Here is an 18,110-nt window from a genome sequence, read left to right as displayed (position 1 = left end):
ATCGATGACCACCGTTGCAAGGCATTCCGTCGACGTCGCCGTGGCGTGGAAGCAGATCGAGGCGCTGTCGCCGCAGGTCGGCTTCTACCTCGACTACCTCGCCAAAGACACGAGCGCACTCGCCAACGTGCTGCGCCGGGAACTGATGCTCGGGCAGTACCGCACCGTCGTCGACCCGGACGCCGCCGACCCGGACACCTGGGAGGACCTCGGCCTCGCCGCGCAAGCCGCGGCCGCCGCCTTCACCGCGGCAACTGCGCCGGAGGGACAAGAAGTCGACGCGGTGATCGGCCGTCCCCTGCGCTTCGCCGGCACCGGCCCCACCGAGCGGGCCGACGCGGGTGCATGGCTCACCGCGGCATGGCTCGCCATCATCACGCGCGACGACGTGCTGATCCAGCAGCTGGCCGCAGTCCCGCTCGACGTGCTGCGCGCATCGGGGATCGAGCACGACGCGTACATGTACCCGTGGGTCGAGACCTTGCAGACGTTCCTCGCACACCGCGAGGTCACCCCGGACATGTTCCTGCCCGCACTCGACGGCACCGACCCGGACACCGCGCAGTTCACGCCACCCGCGCCGATGCTGCAGCTCGTGTACCCGCCGATCCGGATGTTCTACTACCTGCTGCGGCGGAATGCGGAGAAGTTCACCGAGGCATTCGCCGACGCGCTGGAGCAGCACCGCACCTACTGGACCGGCGAGGACCGCGCCGACGAGCCCGACGGGTTCATCGCACTGGCGCCGCTGGCGGTCGCGGTGCTGGCCCGGTCGGTCGGCATGTCGTTCGACGTCCAGTCCGGCTACGCCCCGGCCAACCTGCTCGCGGGCACGCGCCCGGCACAGGACGGCTGAGCCGATGGTGTCGTCCGCCGGATTTCGCCCCCGCGGTGAGGAGTCGCTGAAGCCATGACCCGGCCACCGGTGCCGCTCACGCCGGCGCAGCAACAGGATCTCGTCCAGCAAATCGGGCACGCCGCCGCAGCCGCGGTGCCGCCGGGATGGCAGCAACTGCAGGTCACCTGCCGGGCAGCGGGACGGCACGTGGAAGTCGACGTCGCCGCCGTGGCCCCGGACGGCCGCTCGTACCCGATCCCGCCACACCCCGAGGTCACGCGGCTGCTGGGCATCCTCCGCCCGGGCATGTACCAGCCAGGCCGAGGCACCTGGCTGAGCGCGACCCTGGTGTACGCCCCCCAGCGACCGCCGTTCGCGGACTACCAACCGGACGTCGAACCAAGGTGGCGCCAGGCCCCACCCCCGATCGGCTTCCAGGACGAGCTGCGCTTTTTCCCGCGCGCAGACCATTTCGTACCGCCGTGGCTACGGCAACGGGCCGGATTGCCACCCGCTCCGGCGCCCGTCGCAGCGCCGGGGCAGGGTGCGCCTCCACCGGCTCAGCCACCTGCGCCTCCGCTGCCGCAGCCGGGTTCTGCGCAGGCCGAGCCGCCGCCGGTCACGCAACCGCCGGGTCCTGCGCAGGCCGGGCCACTGCCGGAGTCACAGCCAGATTCCGGGCAAGCTGCACCATCAGGAACACCGCAGCACAGTGCCGGACAGGCGACCCCACCGCCCGATGCCGGGCTGTCCACGCCAAACTCGCCGATGTTCCGTGCGGAACAACCCTTGCCCTCCCTTGCTGAGGGCTCACAATCCGGGCCGCCGCCCCTGCCCAATGCAGGACAGGCAACTCCGCCACCGCTCCCCGACCCCGGGCAAGCAACTCCGCCACTTTCGCCGGAGGCCGCGCAACCCGCGCCGCAGCTGTTACCCGATCCTGTCGAGGAAGCTCCAGCGCAACCGGGCGCGGAACAGGCTGCATTGCTGCCTTCCGAGTCGGCGCAGGAAACTCCGCCGCCGCTCGAGGCTGCGCAACCAACCCCGCCGCCCCTTCCCGCGCGGCAGCAGGCAATCCCACCGTCGCCATTCCAAGCTGCGCAACCAACCCTGCCGGAGGGCGACACCTCAGCGTCCGAGGAACCAACCCCCGAGACAGAAGGACCGGAAACCCTTGTCTCCCAAGAGGATCGGGCCACCCCGCCAGCAGGTACCGCGGCCGAAATGCGCACTCCGCGGGTCTATGACGGGCTTGACGACGCCGGTCATCCCGTAGTCGAGCGGGAGCCGTTGTCACCAGAGGAGCGGGAGCGTGTTCTCGCTTATCTCGACGATGCCCCGGTGATCCTCGCGTCGCGCAGCAACGACACCGACGCCTTCGACCCGTCTCGCACCGATGTCGTCCCGTTGAACTTCCGCACTGACGGCCGCTGGGTGTGGCCCGGCGCGGTCGCCTACTACCTGCGCGTGCACGAGATTGCGCCGGATCCGGAGTTGGTCGCGCATATCCGGGCGGCAGGGTTCGCGGTACCGGAGGTCGGAGAGCCCGCGCAGGAACTGGCGGTGGAGGCGGTCACCGGAAGTCCACAGTAGACAGTCAGCTGACGATCGTGAATCCTGCGTCGGCGAGGGCGGCCGTCACCTCGGTGCAGTGCTCGGGGCCGCGGGTTTCCAACGCGAGCGCGACGTCCACCTCGCCGAGGGCGAGGCTGCCCGAAATGCGGGAATGCTCGACGTCCAGGACGTTCGCTCCCTTGTCCTTGACGCACGACAGCACCGACACCAGCGAGCCCGGACGGTCCGGCACCCGCAGGAGCAGCTTCAGGTAACGCCCGCCTGCGGTCATGCCGTGCTGGATGATCTGCTGCAACAGCACCGGATCGACGTTGCCGCCGGACAGGATCGCCACCACCGGCGCCTCGAATGCGCCCGGGTGCTGCAGCAGCGCGGCGACCGGCGCGGCGCCGGCCGGTTCCACCACCAGCTTGCGTCGCTCCAAGCACAACAGCACCGCGCGGGACAGGGATTCCTCGCTGACCGTGACGACGTCGTCGACCAGCGACGAGACATGCGCGTAGCTGACCGGCCCCGGCTCGCCGACGGCTATTCCGTCCGCCATCGTGTGCACCTCCCGCAGCCGGACCGGCGAACCGGCGGCGAGCGAAGGCGGGAATGCGGCGGCGTCCTCGGCCTGCACGCCGACGATCCGGACGTCCGGATTCGTCGCCTTGACCGCCGACGCGACCCCGCCGACCAGGCCGCCACCGCCGGTCGCGACGAGGATCGTCTTGACGCCCGGCACCTGCTCGAGGATCTCGAGGCCGACGGTGCCCTGCCCGGCGATCACGTCGACGTGGTCGAAGGGATGGATGAACACCGCCCCGGTCCGTTCGGAAAACTCGATGGCGGCGGCGAGGGTTTCCTCGAGGACGGCGCCGTGGAGGTGGACGTCGGCACCGTAACCGCGGGTGGCGGCGAGTTTCGGCAACGGGGCACGCAGCGGCATGAAGACTGTCGACGAAATACCGAGCAGCGACGACGCGAGCGCAACCCCCTGCGCATGATTCCCGGCACTCGCCGCGACGACGCCCCGCACGCGCTCCTCGGCGGACAGGCCGTGGATGCGGGTGTAGGCGCCGCGAATCTTGAACGAACCGGTCCGCTGGAGGTTCTCGCACTTGAGGTACACCGGGCCGCCGTGGAGCCGGCGCAGGTCGCGGGCGTGCTCCATCGGCGTGACGCGGGTGACGCCTTCGAGGAGCTTGCGGGCTTCCTCGATGCGCTCGACGCTGACCAGTTCCATGGCGCCGATGATGCCACCGACGGACGGCCGGGGTGCGCCGGCCGGGAGACCGGTACTCTGATTACAGCAGCCACACATGATCAGGGAGTGCGACCATGGCACGCGCGCAGGACGCGACCACCGCCCGGGCGAAGTACCCGCCCCGCTCCGGCCTGCTGCCCCTGGCCGCGGGCATCGTGTCCGCAGTGGCGCTCACCGGCGCAGCCTTCGCAACCGTCGACGCAGCCGGCTGCCACGGCCCAGCCCAGTACATCCGCCACGACAACCACGTCGAACTGGTCGGCGGCTGCGTCGACGGCACCGAACTCCCTGCCGCACCGGCCCAGCCGCAAGCAGAGCACCACGCGAAGACCGGAATTCAGCCGAGCAGCTATCGTCCTTGAGTGCCTTGTTTTTGTTGTGACACAAGGTTTTTCGGGCAGTTGTGTTCTTGCGCGGGGTTGAGCGGACCGGTTCAGCGCGGGTGACTGATCGGAGCTTGCACACGAGCGGGCCAGGTTCGCCCGCGAACTGCCAGAGTGCGCCGGGGCGGGCCAGTGGTGACGGAGTGGGTCGGCTGGGCTGGAAAATGGGGCAGAGTTTGCAATGTGGACTGAGCGGTCCGGCCTGAGCTCCGCAGCAGCCCACTCGACGACCCCAACCCCCGCGGCCTGAGCCCCGGTCCGACGCCCGTTGCCGGGTTACCCGGCAGTCCGGTCCGCAGCCCATCAGTCCAGCTCAGTTGCGGCAATTCCCGGCGGCGCGATGGAACCCGAGCGACCTGCTCGGCGGCTCGGCCAACCCAACCCGCAGCCCCCGCATCCGACCACCTGCGGCCCGCCGTGCTCAACCGCGGCATCCCCGGCAGCCCGGCGCGACCGGCTAGCGGCCGCCTCGGCGGCGTGGCCTGCTCGGCAACACGGACCAACCCAACCTGCGGCCCGGCCCGGCTCAACCAACGCAAACCCCGCCAACCCGGCACGACCGCCTAGCGGCCTGCACGGCAACACCGCCACCAGCCCGGCCTGCCCCGCGCCGCAACCGCACCCCAGCCAGACCCAACCAGCCAAGTTCAACTTGCCGCGATAACCCCAGCTCAGCCCAATGCCTGCGTAAGATCCGCCACCAAATCGCGGCCATCCTCGATTCCCACTGAGAGCCGGATCAGGTCCTCCGGGACTTCCAGGGTGGAACCGGCCGTCGAAGCGTGCGTCATGCGGCCTGGGTGTTCGATCAGGCTCTCGATCCCGCCCAGGGATTCGGCCAGGATGAAGAGTTTTGTGCGGGATGCGACGTCCAATGCGGCCTTCTCGCCGCCTGCTACGCGGAATGACACCATTCCTCCGAAGCGGCGCATTTGCTTTGCCGCTACCTCGTGACCTGGGTGTTCCGGCAGGCCCGGGTAGTAAACCTGCGTGACCTTCGGGTGTTTGGCCAGCGTGCGGGCCACCAGGTCGGCGTTGTCGCTGTGCCGGTCCATGCGCAGGGCCAGCGTCTTGAGGCCGCGGAGGGTGAGCCAGGCGTCGAACGGGCCGGGGACCGCGCCGGCTGCGTTGCGCAGGTAGAACAGCTGCTCGCGGAGTTCGTCTTCGTTCGTGAGGACTGCGCCGCCCACCACGTCCGAGTGGCCGCCCAGGTACTTGGTGGTCGAGTGCACCACGATGTCTGCGCCGAGGGCCAGCGGGGTTTGCAGGTACGGCGTCGCGAAGGTGTTGTCGACCACCAGGCGGGCGCCTGCGTCGTGGGCCACGCCGGCCAGTGCGGCGATGTCCGCGATGCCCAGCAGGGGGTTGGTGGGCGACTCGCACCAGATCAGCTTCGTCTCCGGGCGCATGGCGGCCCGGACGTCCTCGATGCGGCCCAGGTCGGCGACCGTGTGCTCGACGCCCCACAGGCTGAGCACCTTGTCGATCAGCCGGAACGTGCCGCCGTACGCGTCGTTGCCCAGCACCAGGTGGTCACCGGGGCGCAGGACCGTGCGCAGCACCGCGTCGGACGCCGCCATGCCGGATGCGAACGTCAGCGTGTGCCGCGCGCCCTCCAGCGCCGCGAGGGCTTCCTCCAGTGCGGTGCGCGTGGGGTTGGCCGTGCGCGAGTACTCGTAGCCACCCTCGCGGGTGCCGCCGACGCCGTCCTGTGCGTACGTGGACGTCTGGTAAATCGGCACGATGACGGCACCCGTGCGAGGGTCGGGCTGCTGCCCGGCGTGGATCGCGCGTGTTTCGAAACCCAGGACGGAGTAGTCGTCGGCCATGCTTTCCAGGGTACGGCCCACCCCCGACAATCCCATCAGCTGGGAGGCAACTCACCATCCGGGAGACAAACCCGCAGTTACCAGCCCTGTGCAGGCGGGTAACCACCCGGAGCGGGCGCACCCGGCGCGGTCGGCCGGTAGTTGACCCAGTCCACGGTCGGCTTGACGATCGCCAGCACCAGCGTCGCGATCGGCGGGAGCATGGCGACCAGGGTGCCGCCGACCCCGGCGCCGACGATCCGTGCGCTGTCCTCGAAGCCCGACGCGCCGACCGAGAAGATCACGACCGACACGACCCGGATCGCGATCGCCAGCCCGGAACCGATGATCACGCACAGCCGCCCGGACGCCTTGTGCAGGAACAACGCGATGGCACCGTAGAAAAGCAGCCCGGTGAGCGCCAGGTTGACGATCAGCGACACGTAGACCATGCCGACCCCGCGGGTGAAGTTCGCGACCACCACGATCGACCCGATGACGCCGATCACCGCGAAAATGCCGCCGAGGATGGCGAGCACCCCGGCGATGATCGCGGTGGCGCCGTTCGGCTTCGGCTGGAGCACGCCGGGGCCGCCCGGGTACGCCGCATACGGCTGGCCGGGATACGGCTGCCCCTGGTACGGCTGACCACCCGGGTACGGCTGCCCTGGCGTGGGCTGGCCACCCGGCTGCGCCGGCGTCGGCTGGCTGCCCGGGTACGGCTGCGCCGGCGTCGGCTGGCTGCCCGGGTACTGCCCGGGGTGCTGGCCGCCTTGCGGCTCCTGGGGCTGGCCCTGCGGGTTCTGGGGGTAGGTCACGGGGAGTCCTCGGAAAGCTCGGACCCGCCGGCGGCGGGTGAAGTCCCCGTATCGTGCCAGTCCGGCGGCGGTTTCGGGGCGAAATTCACCAATGTCGCGAAGGTGGCGAAGACGGCACGACAGGTACGCGGTACCGCAGGTAACCAAAGGTCGTCGGCAGCACAGCCAGCACGAAAACGAGCAGTACCGCGGCCGACAAGGCCACCCGGTCGATCGCCGCGAACGTTTCGAACCGCAGGAGCGTGCGGAAATACTCAGCGTAAGCCGGTGGACCATTCAGCGTAGGTTCCAGCAGGATCGCCCCGGCTGCGATCAGTGCGCCCGCGATGAGCAAGAACGCGCCTGCTGTTGCGCGGAAGAAGGTCGCGACCGCGCCGACCAGCAGGACGAGCGCGGCGACCAGGTACGCACCGAGGTCCACGAGCGTCCACGGCGACAGGTCGCCGAGGCTGAACCCGGACGGGATGTCGATGAACTGGGTGACCGGGAGGTACCCGGCTGCCACCGCGGCGACGAGCCCGAACAATCCCGCCGTGATCGCGGTGAACGCGTTCGGCCTGCGCGGAGCCGGGACTGCCGCGGAAGGGGCCCGCCGCCGTGCCGGTTGTCCCTGCGGGCCGCTCACGGTGGGTCTCCCTCGGGCTGAAGGCGATTCGGACGGCGCTCACCCTAGCCCGGAAATGCGCAAATGGGGACAGCGTCAAGTGCCGGTTCGGCGAACCGCACGCAATTCCCTCAGCTGCCGGAACAGGTTCTCGGACGGCTTGGTGAGCATTCCACGGCAATTCTTCCGACCCCGCGAAAAGTGCACCGGAAACGCCGAAGGGCGCCTCCACCCGGATCGGCGGAGACGCCCTTCGCGACGTTCAGGAACTCACCATTGCTGCTGCGGCGGCTGGCCGTAGCCACCCTGCTGCGGCGGCGGGCCGTACCCCGGCGGAGGCGGCTGCCCACCCGGCGGCGGGTACTGCCCCGGCGGCGGCGGGTACTGGCCGGGCTGGCCGTATCCCGGCTGCGGCGGCTGACCGTAACCACCCGGCTGCGGGGGCTGGCCGTAGCCCGGCTGCTCGCCCGGATGGCCGTACCCCGGCTGCGGGGTCGGGGCGCTCGGCGGGTTCTGGCCGCCCGGCTGCGGGAAACCACCGCTGCCCGGCTGTCCGTAACCCGGCTGCGGCGGCTGACCAGGCTGGCCCGGCTGACCGGGCTGACCCGGCTGGCCCGGCTGGCCGAAACCACCCGGCTGCCCGAAGCCCGGCTGCCCGCCGAAACCACCCGGGCCACCCGGACCACCAGGACCAGGACCGGCAGGACCACCGGAGGACGGGCCGCCGAGCCCGACGAACTGCGCGGTCGCCGGAATCAGGCCGAGCACGCCGATGATCAAGATGACGATGCCGAGGATCATCGTGAGCGTGCCGAGGTCGCTGCCGACGTTGTCGGTGCTCGCACCCGCACTCTTCAGCTGGTCGACGAACTTGCCGCTCAGGGTGGTGCCGTTGAGCAGCAGGATCGAGAACAGCGTGAGCAGCACACCGCCCGCGGCAACCGCCATCGGCACGAACTTGCGCAGCCCGCCGAGCCGTCCGGCCAGCGCGAGACCCACGCCGCCGGCCAGCGCGACGACCGCGCCGACGACCACGAAGATGGCGTACAGCATCAGCGTGCCCGGGCTGGAGAGGCCGGACTCCTGCAGGAACTTGTCGAGCGCGGCCGCGTTGGGCGCCCCGTCGAGGTAGGTCGAGAAGTCGCTGACCTTGCCGATGTACACGAACGAATAGATCAGCGAAACCAGCGCGAGCAGCGCCGCGACGCCGCCCGCAACGTAGCCGTACAGCGCGTTGCCGCCACCCGGAGCCGCGGGCGGCGCACCGAACTGCGCAGGCTGGCCGAATGCGGGTTGACCAGGCTGGCCGAAGCCCGGCTGACCGCCGAAGCCACCCTGATCGAAACCACCCGGCGCACCGAAGCCCTGCGGCTGACCAGGCTGACCAAGTTGACCCGGCTGACCCGGCTGCCCGAACCCGCCGGGCGGGCTCTGCTGCGCGAAGCCGGCGACAGCGGCCGGGTTGTCCGCGGCGCTGGGCGGCGGGGCGTACGGGATGTTCTGCGGCTGCTGGCTCGGCGGAACGAGCTGCGTCGACTCGGCCGTGCCCTCGGCACCCAGCGGGTTGACGACCTGGGTGGCCTCACCCGGCTGGCCGGGCTGCACGACCTGCGTCGGTTCCGGGGTCTCGCCGAACGCGCCACCACCCGGTGCGGGCGGCTGCGGCTGGCCCGGCTGGACCACCTGGGTCGGCTCCGACGCGCCGAAGGGACTGTCCTGCTGTGGTGTCGGTCCACTCGACGGGCCCTGCGGCGGCTGCTGGCCGCCGTCCCAGGGCTGGTTCGGTGGCTGCGGAGCACTCATGTGGGTCTTGAACCCCCTTGACGATGACGCTAAAAAGTTCTATCGCGTGCACGCTATCGGATGGGACGCCGGGCCGCTCGCAGACGCCCCGGCCGGAACCCCGTGATCCCGCGCCTACCGCCCGGCGAGGAACGCGAGCAGATCGTGCCTGGTGACGACGCCCGCGGGCTTGCCGTCGATCAGCACGAGCGCACCGTCGGCGCCCTCGAGCGCCTTCATCGCGGCACTCACCTGCTCCCCCGCGCCGATCGTCGGCAGCGGAGGTGACATGTGCGTTTCGAGCCGGTCGGCGAGCTGGGCCTTGCCGGTGAACAGCGCGTCGAGCAGGTCCCGCTCGTTGACCGCGCCGACCACCTCGGCGGCCATCACCGGCGGCTCCGCGCTGACGACCGGCATCTGGCTCACGCCGAACTCCGACAGGATGGCCACCGCCTCGGCGACCGTCTCGTTCGGATGCGAGTGCACGAGGCTCGGCAGCGCGCCGCTCTTGCGCGTGAGCACGTCGCCGACCGTCGCGCCCGAGGAATCCGGCGGCAGGAAGCCGTAGGACGACATCCAGGCGTCGTTGAAAACCTTGGTGAGGTAGCCGCGGCCGCCGTCGGGCAGCAGCACGACCACGACGTCGTCCTCGGTGAGGCTCTCGGCCAGCTTCAGCGCGGCAGCCACGGCCATCCCGCAGGAGCCGCCGACCAGCAGGCCCTCCTCGACGGCGAGGCGGCGGGTGGTCTGGAAGGAATGCGCGTCGCTGACCGGGATGATCTGGTCGGCGATGCCACGGTCGTACGTCTCCGGCCAGAAGTCCTCGCCGACGCCCTCGACCAGGTACGGCCGCCCGGTGCCGCCGGAGTACACCGAACCTTCCGGATCGGCGCCGACCACCTGCACCCGGCCGTCGCTGACCTCCTTCAGGAACTTCCCGGTACCCGAGATGGTGCCGCCGGTGCCGACGCCTGCGACGAAGTGCGTGACGCGTCCGTCGGTCTGCTGCCAGATCTCCGGGCCGGTGGAGTGGTAGTGGCTCGCCGGGTTCTCCGGATTGGCGTACTGGTTGGGCTTCCACGCGCCGTCGATCTCGCGGACGAGCCGGTCGGACACGTTGTAATAGGAGTCGGGGTGCTCCGGCGCGACCGCGGTGGGACACACGACGACGCGGGCGCCGTACGCACGCAGCACGTTGCGCTTGTCCTCGCTGACCTTGTCCGGGCACACGAACACGCACTTGTAGCCCTTGCGCTGGGCCACCATGGCGAGGCCGACGCCGGTGTTGCCCGAGGTCGGCTCCACGATCGTGCCGCCGGGCCGCAGCTCGCCGGAGGCCTCGGCGGCCTCGATCATCCGCAGCGCGATCCGGTCCTTCACACTGCCGCCCGGGTTGACGTACTCGACCTTGGCGAGCACGAGCGGCTTGAGCCCCCGCGTGAGCGAATTCAGCTTGACCAGCGGGGTGTTGCCCACGAGGTCCACGATGTGTTCTGCGTACTCCACGCGACCAGCCTAAACAGCCGGGTACGGCGGCGGCGACTTGCCGGGGGTCTCCGGGCGCGGCGCGGGCGGTGCGGCGCCGGCGGTGCGGCGCCGGACCGTCAGCCGGAAACACCCGACGGAACCACCCGGAGCCAGCCGTCGTCGCCCGGTTCTTCTTCCCATCCGGGAGGCCAGCTGCGTTTGTACCCCGGTTTCGCGAGTGCCCCGGACAGCCGGGCCGCCGATTTCACGCCGAATTCCGCGTGCTGTTCGAACTTCGTGCCGCGGAACGCGTCGCGGTCGCCGCCGAAGGTCGTGCCGCGGAAGTCGGCGCGTTCGGTGAAAACGGCTTGCGTGAAATCGGCATTGCCACGGATTTCGGTGCCGCGGAAGGTCGCGAATTCGTGGAACTCGGCCTGGTAGCAGACGATGGAACGGATTGCGCAGTGCGTGAGCGTGAACGTGACGAGCCGGGCACCGGAGAGATCCAGGTCGATGCCGGGCCAGTACGACCCGGCGTTCTCCGGGCGGAGGTGCAGTACCAGGATCCGCTGCGCAGCCTTGCGGACCTGCAGCTCCTCACCGGATTCGGCGGACCCCGGTTCGAACGGCATCCGCAGGTACGCGCACAGCACGTTGACGATCGTCTGCCGCTGGTCCGGATGGTCCTGGGCCAGCCGCTCGAGCGCGTACAGCCCGGCCAGCCGCACCGGCGCTTTGTCGCTGCCGAGCTGGTCGGCGGCCTTGCCGTACATCTCGGTGATCCGGCGCTGGGTGGCGTCGTGGTCCTTCTGCTCGAGGTCGAGCTCGGCGGACCGCTGCCGCCGCGCGGCGAGCAGCAACGCGGCCGCGCCACCGGTGCCGACCACCACGTTCGCGGCCGTGCGGAGCGCGTCGAGCCGCGCGGAATCGGCCGGAGTACCTCCGCCGAGCAACAGCAGGAGCAGGCTCGCGGCGGCCGCGGCGAGCAGCACCAAAGCTGCACCCCACCAGGCGATCGTACGGCTGGACAAGACCCGGCTGCGCTCCGTCACGGCCGCGATCCTGCCATGGGCGTGAGGTGGTGCACGTCGCCTTCGGCTTTGCGGGCGGCGGAAGAAGCGGCAAGATAGTGAGCAACCGCTTAGTGCCGCCGACCCGAGGAAGTGTCCGTCATGCCCGAAGCCGTCATCGTCTCGACTGCCCGCTCCCCGATCGGCCGTGCCGGGAAGGGGTCGCTGGTCGGGATGCGTCCCGACGACCTGGCCGCGCAGATGGTGCGCGCGGCGCTGGACAAGGTGCCCCAGCTGGACCCGGCCGACATCGACGACCTGATGCTCGGCTGCGGGCTGCCCGGCGGCGAGTCCGGGTTCAACATGGGCCGCGCGGTCGCCGTCGAGCTGGGCTTCGACCACCTGCCCGGCTGCACGATCACGCGGTACTGCTCGTCCAGCTTGCAGACCACCCGGATGGCGCTGCACGCGATCAAGGCGGGCGAGGGCGACGTCTTCATCTCGGCCGGGGTCGAGGCCGTGTCGCGGTTCGTGAACGGCAGCTCGGACTCCTGGCCGGACACGCACAACCCGCTCTTCGCCGACGCCGAGGCCCGCACCAAGGCCACCGCGGAAGCCGGTGCCGACAGCTGGCACGACCCGCGCGAGGACGGCAACGTGCCGGACGTCTACATCGCGATGGGCCAGACCGCGGAGAACCTGGCGCGGCTCAAGGGCGTCACGCGGGCGGACATGGACGAGTTCGGCGTGCGCTCGCAGAACCTCGCCGAGAAGGCGATCGCGAATGGCTTCTGGGCCAAGGACATCACGCCGGTCACGCTTCCCGACGGCACGGTGGTGTCGAAGGACGACGGGCCGCGGGCGGGCGTCACGATCGAGGGCGTGTCCGGGCTCAAGCCGGTGTTCCGCCCCGACGGCCGCATCACCGCGGGCAACTGCTGCCCGCTCAACGACGGCGCGGCGGCCGTGGTGATCATGTCCGACACCAAGGCGCGTGAGCTCGGCCTGACGCCGCTGGCGCGCGTGGTGTCCACCGGCGTCACCGGGCTTTCGCCGGAGATCATGGGGTACGGCCCGGTCGAGGCGTCGAAGCAGGCGCTGTCCCGCGCCGGACTGTCCATTTCGGACATCGACCTCGTCGAGATCAACGAGGCGTTCGCCGCGCAGGTGATCCCGTCCTACCGCGACCTCGGCATCGACCTCGACCGGCTGAACGTGAACGGCGGCGCCATCGCGGTGGGCCACCCGTTCGGCATGACCGGCGCGCGGATCACGTCGACGCTGATCAACTCCTTGCAGCACCACGACAAGCAGTTCGGCCTCGAGACGATGTGCGTCGGCGGCGGCCAGGGCATGGCGATGGTGCTGGAGCGGCTTTCGTAGTACTGGCAACGCAAAGACCCCAATGTGGCGTTGGGTGCGTCAGATGCACCGAACGCCACATTGGGTGCGTCACATGCACCCAATGTGGCATTGGGGCGCTTGGTGGCCTGTGGTAGATTGTGATCATGCATTTGTACTTCCTGTGACGGCTGGGTAGCCGCCGCGCTCGTCGAGTATCTCCGAGCCTGTGGCGGCCACTCGTTCTGGCCCATTGCCGTCCTTGCGTACGCACCTGGCTTGTGCTGCGCCTGCTCGAAAGACTCAAATGCACACCTCTTCTCACCGTCTACCTGCGCGCGCCCGCGCGCAGCTCATTGCCACCGACGTCTCCGTGATGCGCGGCGCCACCCCCGTTCTCCACCACGTCGATCTCACTCTGACCCAGGCTTCGCGGGTCGCGATCGTCGGCGAAAACGGGCGGGGCAAATCGACCCTTCTCCACGTGCTGACGGGGACACTCGGCGTCGACAGCGGCGCCGTCCAGTCCGTCGGCACGATCGGCGTCGCCGAGCAGGAGATGGACACCGCCGATGAACGGAGCGTCGGGGAAGCGGTCGCGGATGCGATCGCCGAACCGCTCGCTGCGCTGGCCAGGCTCGACGCCGCCAGCCACGCGCTCACCGATGGCACCGAGTCTGCCGCCGAGGAGTATGCGATTGCGCTGGAACGCGTCGAAGCGCTTGACGCGTGGGATGCCGAGCGGTGCGTGCAGATCGCGCTCGAAGCACTCCATGCGGAAACCGACCTGACGAAGCTGCTCGCCGAACTGTCCGTCGGGCAGCGCTATCGCGTGCGCTTGGCCTGCCTGCTGGGAACCGACGACGACTTCCTGCTGCTCGATGAACCCACCAACCACCTCGATCGCAGTGGGCTCGATTTCCTCACCGCACAGCTCCGCTCGCGCAATGGCGGGGTCGTGGTCGTCAGCCATGATCGTGCGCTGCTGTCGGACTTTGCGGAGACGATCGTCGATCTCGACCCGACTCCGGACGACCGGCCGCGCGTCTACGGGAACGGGTACTCGGGCTACCGGGAAGGACGCTTGGCCGAACGGGAACGCTGGGAGCAGGAATACGAACGGCAGCAGGACGAGCGCACCCGGCTGCAGAACGACCTCAGCGCCGCACAGAACCGGCTCGTTTCGGGCTGGCGCCCGGAGAAAGGTTCACCGAAGCACGGACGGGCCACCCGGGCAGGCAGCCTCGTGCAGAACGTGCACCGGCGACGCGAAGCGCTCGAAGCGCATGCCCTCACGGTTCCGGAACCGCCACAGGTGTTCCGGTTCCCCGAGCTACACACGCGGAATGGCGCGACTCTGCTGAGCGTCGAGAACGTGAGCGTCGCCGGGCGGCTGCGTGAACCGGTGTCGTTCTCGCTGTCGCACCGAGGTCGGCTCGTCGTGACCGGCCCGAACGGCGCAGGCAAGTCCACGCTGCTCCGAGTGGCCGGTGGCGAGCTGACGCCAGACACCGGAGCGGTGCGCAAATCCACTGGCACACGCTTGGGATTTCTCCGGCAGGAGAGCGATCTACCGCCGGATCGGCGAGCGAGCGAGGTGTACCACACGCACGTCGAGACACACGTTTCCGACGGCACCGTGCCGTCTTCGGAAGCGGTCGGGCTGTCGCAGCTCGGCCTCTTGAAACCGCGAGAGTCGGGCAAACGGGTGGGCGAGCTCTCAATGGGCCAGCAACGCCGTCTCGACCTGGCGCTCGTGCTTGCCCTGCGCCCGCACGTGCTGCTCCTGGACGAGCCGACGAACCATCTCTCCATCGCGCTCGTCGACGAACTCACCGAAGCATTGGGAGCAACCGAAGCGGCGGTCGTGCTGTCCTCGCACGATCGGCAGCTCCTTCGCGACGTGGCCGGATGGCCGAGCATCGACCTGTCTGCCGAAAGCGCGGTGCCGGTGCACTGAGACCGCCCGGTGGGGCTGCAGAAAAGCAGCTCCACCGGGCGGTTTCCGCGGAACTCAGTGCATCGGGACCGGCGACGCGACCTCGCCGGGTTCGCCTGCCTCGGCCGGAACCGGACGGCGTTTCGGCAGGAAGAACGCGGGTACCAGGCACAGCGCCAGCAGGATCGTGGCCCACAGGAACGTTTTGGCGAACGAGCCGCCGGCCAGGCCTGCGGCCGCGTCGTGCGAGGCCGGGGTCTGGATCGCCACGGTGGCGGCCAGCTGGCCCTGGCTCGTCGGCACGCCGAACTTCCCGGCGAGCAGCGCCGCCAGGATGATCGACATCACCGCGGCACCGATCGCGCCCGCGGTCTGCTGCAGGATGTTCGTGGCCGTGGACGCCTTCGCCATGTCCTTGGACTGCAACGTCTGCAGCGCGGCCGAGGTGATCGGCATCATCGTGCAGCCCATGCCGAGGCCCATCACGAACATCGCGGACAGCAGGAGCACGTACGACGTGTTCGCGCCGACCTGCGTGAACGCCACCATGCCTGCCACGATCAGCACCAGGCCGGGCAGCACGATCCGGCGCGGCGCGATCTTGTCCGCCAGCCGTCCGGCGATCGGCATCGCCACCATCGCGCCGAAGCCCTGCGGTACCAGCAGCAGACCCGCCTGCAACGCGGATTCTCCGCGCACCAGCACGAAATACGTGGGCAGCAACAGCATTGCGCCGAAGAACCCGATGCAGAACACCGCCATCGTGATCATCGCGACGGAGAACGACCGGTTGCGGAACAGCTTCAGGTCGACCAGCGGATGCGCGACCCGCTGCGCCCGGAGCACGAACGCCACCAGCAGCACGACCCCGGCCAGCGCGGGCAGCCACACCTCGACGTCGGCGACCGTGCCGGTGGACGGGATCCGCGAGACACCGAAGATCAGTGCGGCAAGACCCGGCGACACCATCAGCATGCCGAGGAAGTCGAAGCGGCCGGACGGTTCCGGGTTGTCCTTCGGCAGCAACCGCAGCGCGAGCAGGAACGCGATGATCCCGATCGGGACGTTGATGTAGAAGATCCAGCGCCAGCTCACCGCGTCGACCAGCCAGCCGCCGAGGATCGGCCCGCACATCGGGCCGAGCAGCATCGGCACGCCGAGCACGGACATCACGCGGCCGATCCGCTGCGGGCCCGCGGTGCGGGTGAGGATCGTCATGCCGGCCGGCATCAGCATGCCGCCGCCGAGACCCTGCACGACGCGGAAGGCGATCAGCGATTCGACGTTCCACGCGAGCCCGGCCAGCATCGAGCCGACCAGAAACGTGCCGATCGCGAGCAGGTACAGCCGTTTCGTGCCGAACCGGTCGGCCGCCCAGCCGGTGACCGGGATCACCGTGGCGAGCGCCAGCATGTAACCGGTGGCCACCCACTGGATGGTGTCGAACGAGGTCGCGAACTGGATGGTGAGCTTTTGCAGTGCGACGTTGACGACGGTGGTGTCGAGAATCGCCATGATGGCGCCGAGCACCACCACGGAAGCGACCTTGAGCACGGCCCGGTCTAGTTTGTCACCGGAACCGTCCGGCGCGGCCGGAGTCGCTGGTGCGGACATGCGGAACCCCATCTGCGAGAGTGGTGGAAAGCGCAAGCCCGTGCAGCGACGACGCGGACACGGTTCCCCCTTGCGCGCATCAGAGAATAACTGAGGCGCGCGGAAAGCCGTACCCGATTTCGCTCTGGACGCAATTGTGTGGGGACTTTTCGCGCGACCCGGGAGGACCGGCGAAAAGTCCCCTGTTGATCAGCAGATACTGTCCGTGGGCGCCGGGTTGCCCAAACCGAACAACGGCCGCACTTTCAGCCCGATCCACGTACCGAAAAGCGCGAAGGCACCCCACAGCCAGCCGTGCAGGCTGCCGACGGAAATGCCGCCGAGATATGCGCCGATGTTGCAGCCGTTCGCCAGCCGCGCGCCGATGCCCATCAGGATTCCGCCGAGAATCGCGGCCACCGCGGTGCGCCACGGGATCGAGCTGTGGATCTTCCACGCCCCGGCGGCCGCGGCGGCGACGCCCGCGCCGATCATGATGCCGATGTCGGTGAGGCTCGTCTTGTCCTGCCAGATCGGCTTGGACAGCGATGCCGCGTTCGCCTTCAGCTGCCAGAACTCCCACTGCTCCGGGTGCAGCCCGAACACCTGCAGGATTTTCGCGCCCCACAGGCTGAACGCGCTCGTGACGCCCCAGATGCCGCCGGACACCAGGTACACCGCACCGGCCAGCACGCCGAGCACCACCGCACCCACGAGAATCGGCCATGAGCCACGGAAGATCCGGGTGAACCCGTGCGCGGTCGGCACGGTGTCGACCGGCGGCGGCACGCGCCGCTTCTGCACGAGGCGCGTGGCGAACACGATGCCGACCAGCACCGCGATCGTGATGGCCCAGGAACCGAACCAGCCGACGTGGTCCGACAGCAGGAACCCGGACACCTGCGGCCAGCCGGTGAAGAGCGGGTAACCCCAGGTGTAGAGCACGGAACCGGTGATGAAACCGCCTAGGGTGAGCACGATCGTCGACTGCCCGGAGCCGACCGCGAAGAGCGTGCCGGACGCGCAGGCGCCGCCGAGCTGCATGCCGATCGCGAAGAGCGTCGCGCCGACGAAGAGCGCCAGCCCGATCGGCCCGACGTTCGCCACCGGCAGCGGCTTGCTGCCGAACAGCCCGGCGCCGGTACCGCAGATCAGGGCGATCAGCGTCGCGGCGGTGCCGAGGAGCAGCGTGTGCGCCCGCAGGCCCTGTCCGTTGCCGACCGCGATCAGCTGCCGCCAGGCCGACGTGAACCCGAAGCGGGAGTGGAAGAGCGCGAGGCCGAGCGCCAGTCCCAGGATGAGCAGCACGCCGAACTTGGCGCCGTAGGTGGCCCAGACGTACGCGGTCAGCCCGGCGGCCAGCACCCCGGCGACAGCGAGCGGGACGACCCGGACCGGGTCCTCCGGTTTCGGCGTCGGTGCTGCGCACGACGTGGGGAATTCGAGCAGTTTCCGCTCGTCGGCAGGGGAATCGGTGGTCGCCACCACGTCTCCTGGTCTTGTCGGGGATTCTCGGAGACCTCCCGGGGATGGGGGGCGATCAACGTTAGGACCACCGCCGGACCGGTCGCAGCTCGTCCCACAGAGTGCGACGAACGGCCGAAAACGGGCGGCCGAATGGCGGCTTTGTACCGGGTCGCTTGCCGGGTCCGGGCACAGAAAAGGCGCCCCGCCTTACGCGGAGCGCCTTCTCGGGAATCCTG

At 69.7% G+C, this 18,110-nt stretch carries 14 protein-coding genes; 5 read left to right on the top strand and 9 right to left on the bottom strand.

Annotated elements, in window-relative coordinates:
- Nucleotides 1–4 precede the first annotated feature (4 nt).
- Nucleotides 5–856, top strand: a complete 852-nt coding sequence (locus OO71_RS32305; RefSeq protein WP_033293748.1) for an immunity 49 family protein — start codon at nucleotides 5–7, stop codon at nucleotides 854–856.
- 1,206 nt (nucleotides 857–2,062) lie between these two features.
- Nucleotides 2,063–2,431, top strand: a complete 369-nt coding sequence (locus OO71_RS32300) for a hypothetical protein (RefSeq protein ID WP_425388723.1) — start codon at nucleotides 2,063–2,065, stop codon at nucleotides 2,429–2,431.
- 4 nt (nucleotides 2,432–2,435) lie between these two features.
- Here OO71_RS32300 and ilvA read toward each other — a convergent pair whose 3' ends face one another.
- The gene (gene ilvA / locus OO71_RS32295) at nucleotides 2,436–3,641 is read right to left on the bottom strand and encodes a threonine ammonia-lyase (RefSeq protein ID WP_033293747.1); all 1,206 of its coding nucleotides are present in this window, start codon (nucleotides 3,639–3,641) and stop codon (nucleotides 2,436–2,438) included.
- 95 nt (nucleotides 3,642–3,736) lie between these two features.
- On the opposite strand from ilvA, the gene OO71_RS32290 reads away from it, so the two are divergent.
- The gene (locus tag OO71_RS32290; protein WP_033293746.1) at nucleotides 3,737–4,024 is read left to right on the top strand and encodes a hypothetical protein; all 288 of its coding nucleotides are present in this window, start codon (nucleotides 3,737–3,739) and stop codon (nucleotides 4,022–4,024) included.
- 692 nt (nucleotides 4,025–4,716) lie between these two features.
- Here OO71_RS32290 and OO71_RS32285 read toward each other — a convergent pair.
- From OO71_RS32285 to OO71_RS32255, 6 genes are all read right to left on the bottom strand, one after another.
- Complete coding sequence (locus tag OO71_RS32285) at nucleotides 4,717–5,874, bottom strand: cystathionine gamma-synthase (RefSeq protein ID WP_033293920.1); 1,158 nt, start codon at nucleotides 5,872–5,874, stop codon at nucleotides 4,717–4,719.
- 77 nt (nucleotides 5,875–5,951) lie between these two features.
- Entirely contained in the window at nucleotides 5,952–6,671 is a 720-nt protein-coding gene (locus OO71_RS47805; protein ID WP_051792518.1) for a hypothetical protein, read from the bottom strand.
- 85 nt (nucleotides 6,672–6,756) lie between these two features.
- Nucleotides 6,757–7,296, bottom strand: a complete 540-nt coding sequence (locus OO71_RS32270; protein WP_156096656.1) for a hypothetical protein — start codon at nucleotides 7,294–7,296, stop codon at nucleotides 6,757–6,759.
- Between the two features lie 249 nt (nucleotides 7,297–7,545).
- Entirely contained in the window at nucleotides 7,546–9,078 is a 1,533-nt protein-coding gene (locus OO71_RS32265) for a hypothetical protein (RefSeq protein WP_245633859.1), read from the bottom strand.
- A gap of 114 nt (nucleotides 9,079–9,192) precedes the next feature.
- Nucleotides 9,193–10,563 (bottom strand): cystathionine beta-synthase, encoded by a 1,371-nt coding sequence (locus tag OO71_RS32260; RefSeq protein WP_033293744.1) that lies wholly within the window; start codon nucleotides 10,561–10,563, stop codon nucleotides 9,193–9,195.
- A gap of 98 nt (nucleotides 10,564–10,661) precedes the next feature.
- Nucleotides 10,662–11,576, bottom strand: a complete 915-nt coding sequence (locus tag OO71_RS32255) for a pentapeptide repeat-containing protein (protein WP_033293743.1) — start codon at nucleotides 11,574–11,576, stop codon at nucleotides 10,662–10,664.
- Nucleotides 11,577–11,696: 120 nt separating this feature from the next.
- On the opposite strand from OO71_RS32255, the gene OO71_RS32250 reads away from it, so the two are divergent.
- On the top strand, nucleotides 11,697–12,917 hold the full coding sequence (locus tag OO71_RS32250) for an acetyl-CoA C-acetyltransferase (protein ID WP_033293742.1): 1,221 nt from the start codon (nucleotides 11,697–11,699) through the stop codon (nucleotides 12,915–12,917).
- Nucleotides 12,918–13,182: 265 nt separating this feature from the next.
- The gene (locus OO71_RS32245) at nucleotides 13,183–14,835 is read left to right on the top strand and encodes an ABC-F family ATP-binding cassette domain-containing protein (RefSeq protein ID WP_033293741.1); all 1,653 of its coding nucleotides are present in this window, start codon (nucleotides 13,183–13,185) and stop codon (nucleotides 14,833–14,835) included.
- A 54-nt stretch (nucleotides 14,836–14,889) separates the two neighbouring features.
- Here OO71_RS32245 and OO71_RS32240 read toward each other — a convergent pair whose 3' ends face one another.
- On the bottom strand, nucleotides 14,890–16,428 hold the full coding sequence (locus OO71_RS32240; protein ID WP_033293740.1) for a DHA2 family efflux MFS transporter permease subunit: 1,539 nt from the start codon (nucleotides 16,426–16,428) through the stop codon (nucleotides 14,890–14,892).
- Nucleotides 16,429–16,617: 189 nt separating this feature from the next.
- Nucleotides 16,618–17,892 carry a YeeE/YedE family protein gene (locus OO71_RS32235; protein WP_033293739.1) on the bottom strand — a complete coding sequence of 425 codons (1,275 nt, stop codon included), beginning with the start codon at nucleotides 17,890–17,892 and terminating at the stop codon, nucleotides 16,618–16,620.
- Nucleotides 17,893–18,110 lie beyond the last annotated feature (218 nt).

It is taken from the genome of Amycolatopsis jejuensis, from assembly GCF_000717335.1.
Classification (GTDB): domain Bacteria; phylum Actinomycetota; class Actinomycetes; order Mycobacteriales; family Pseudonocardiaceae; genus Amycolatopsis; species Amycolatopsis jejuensis.
This window is presented reverse-complemented; position numbering and strand designations above follow the sequence as displayed.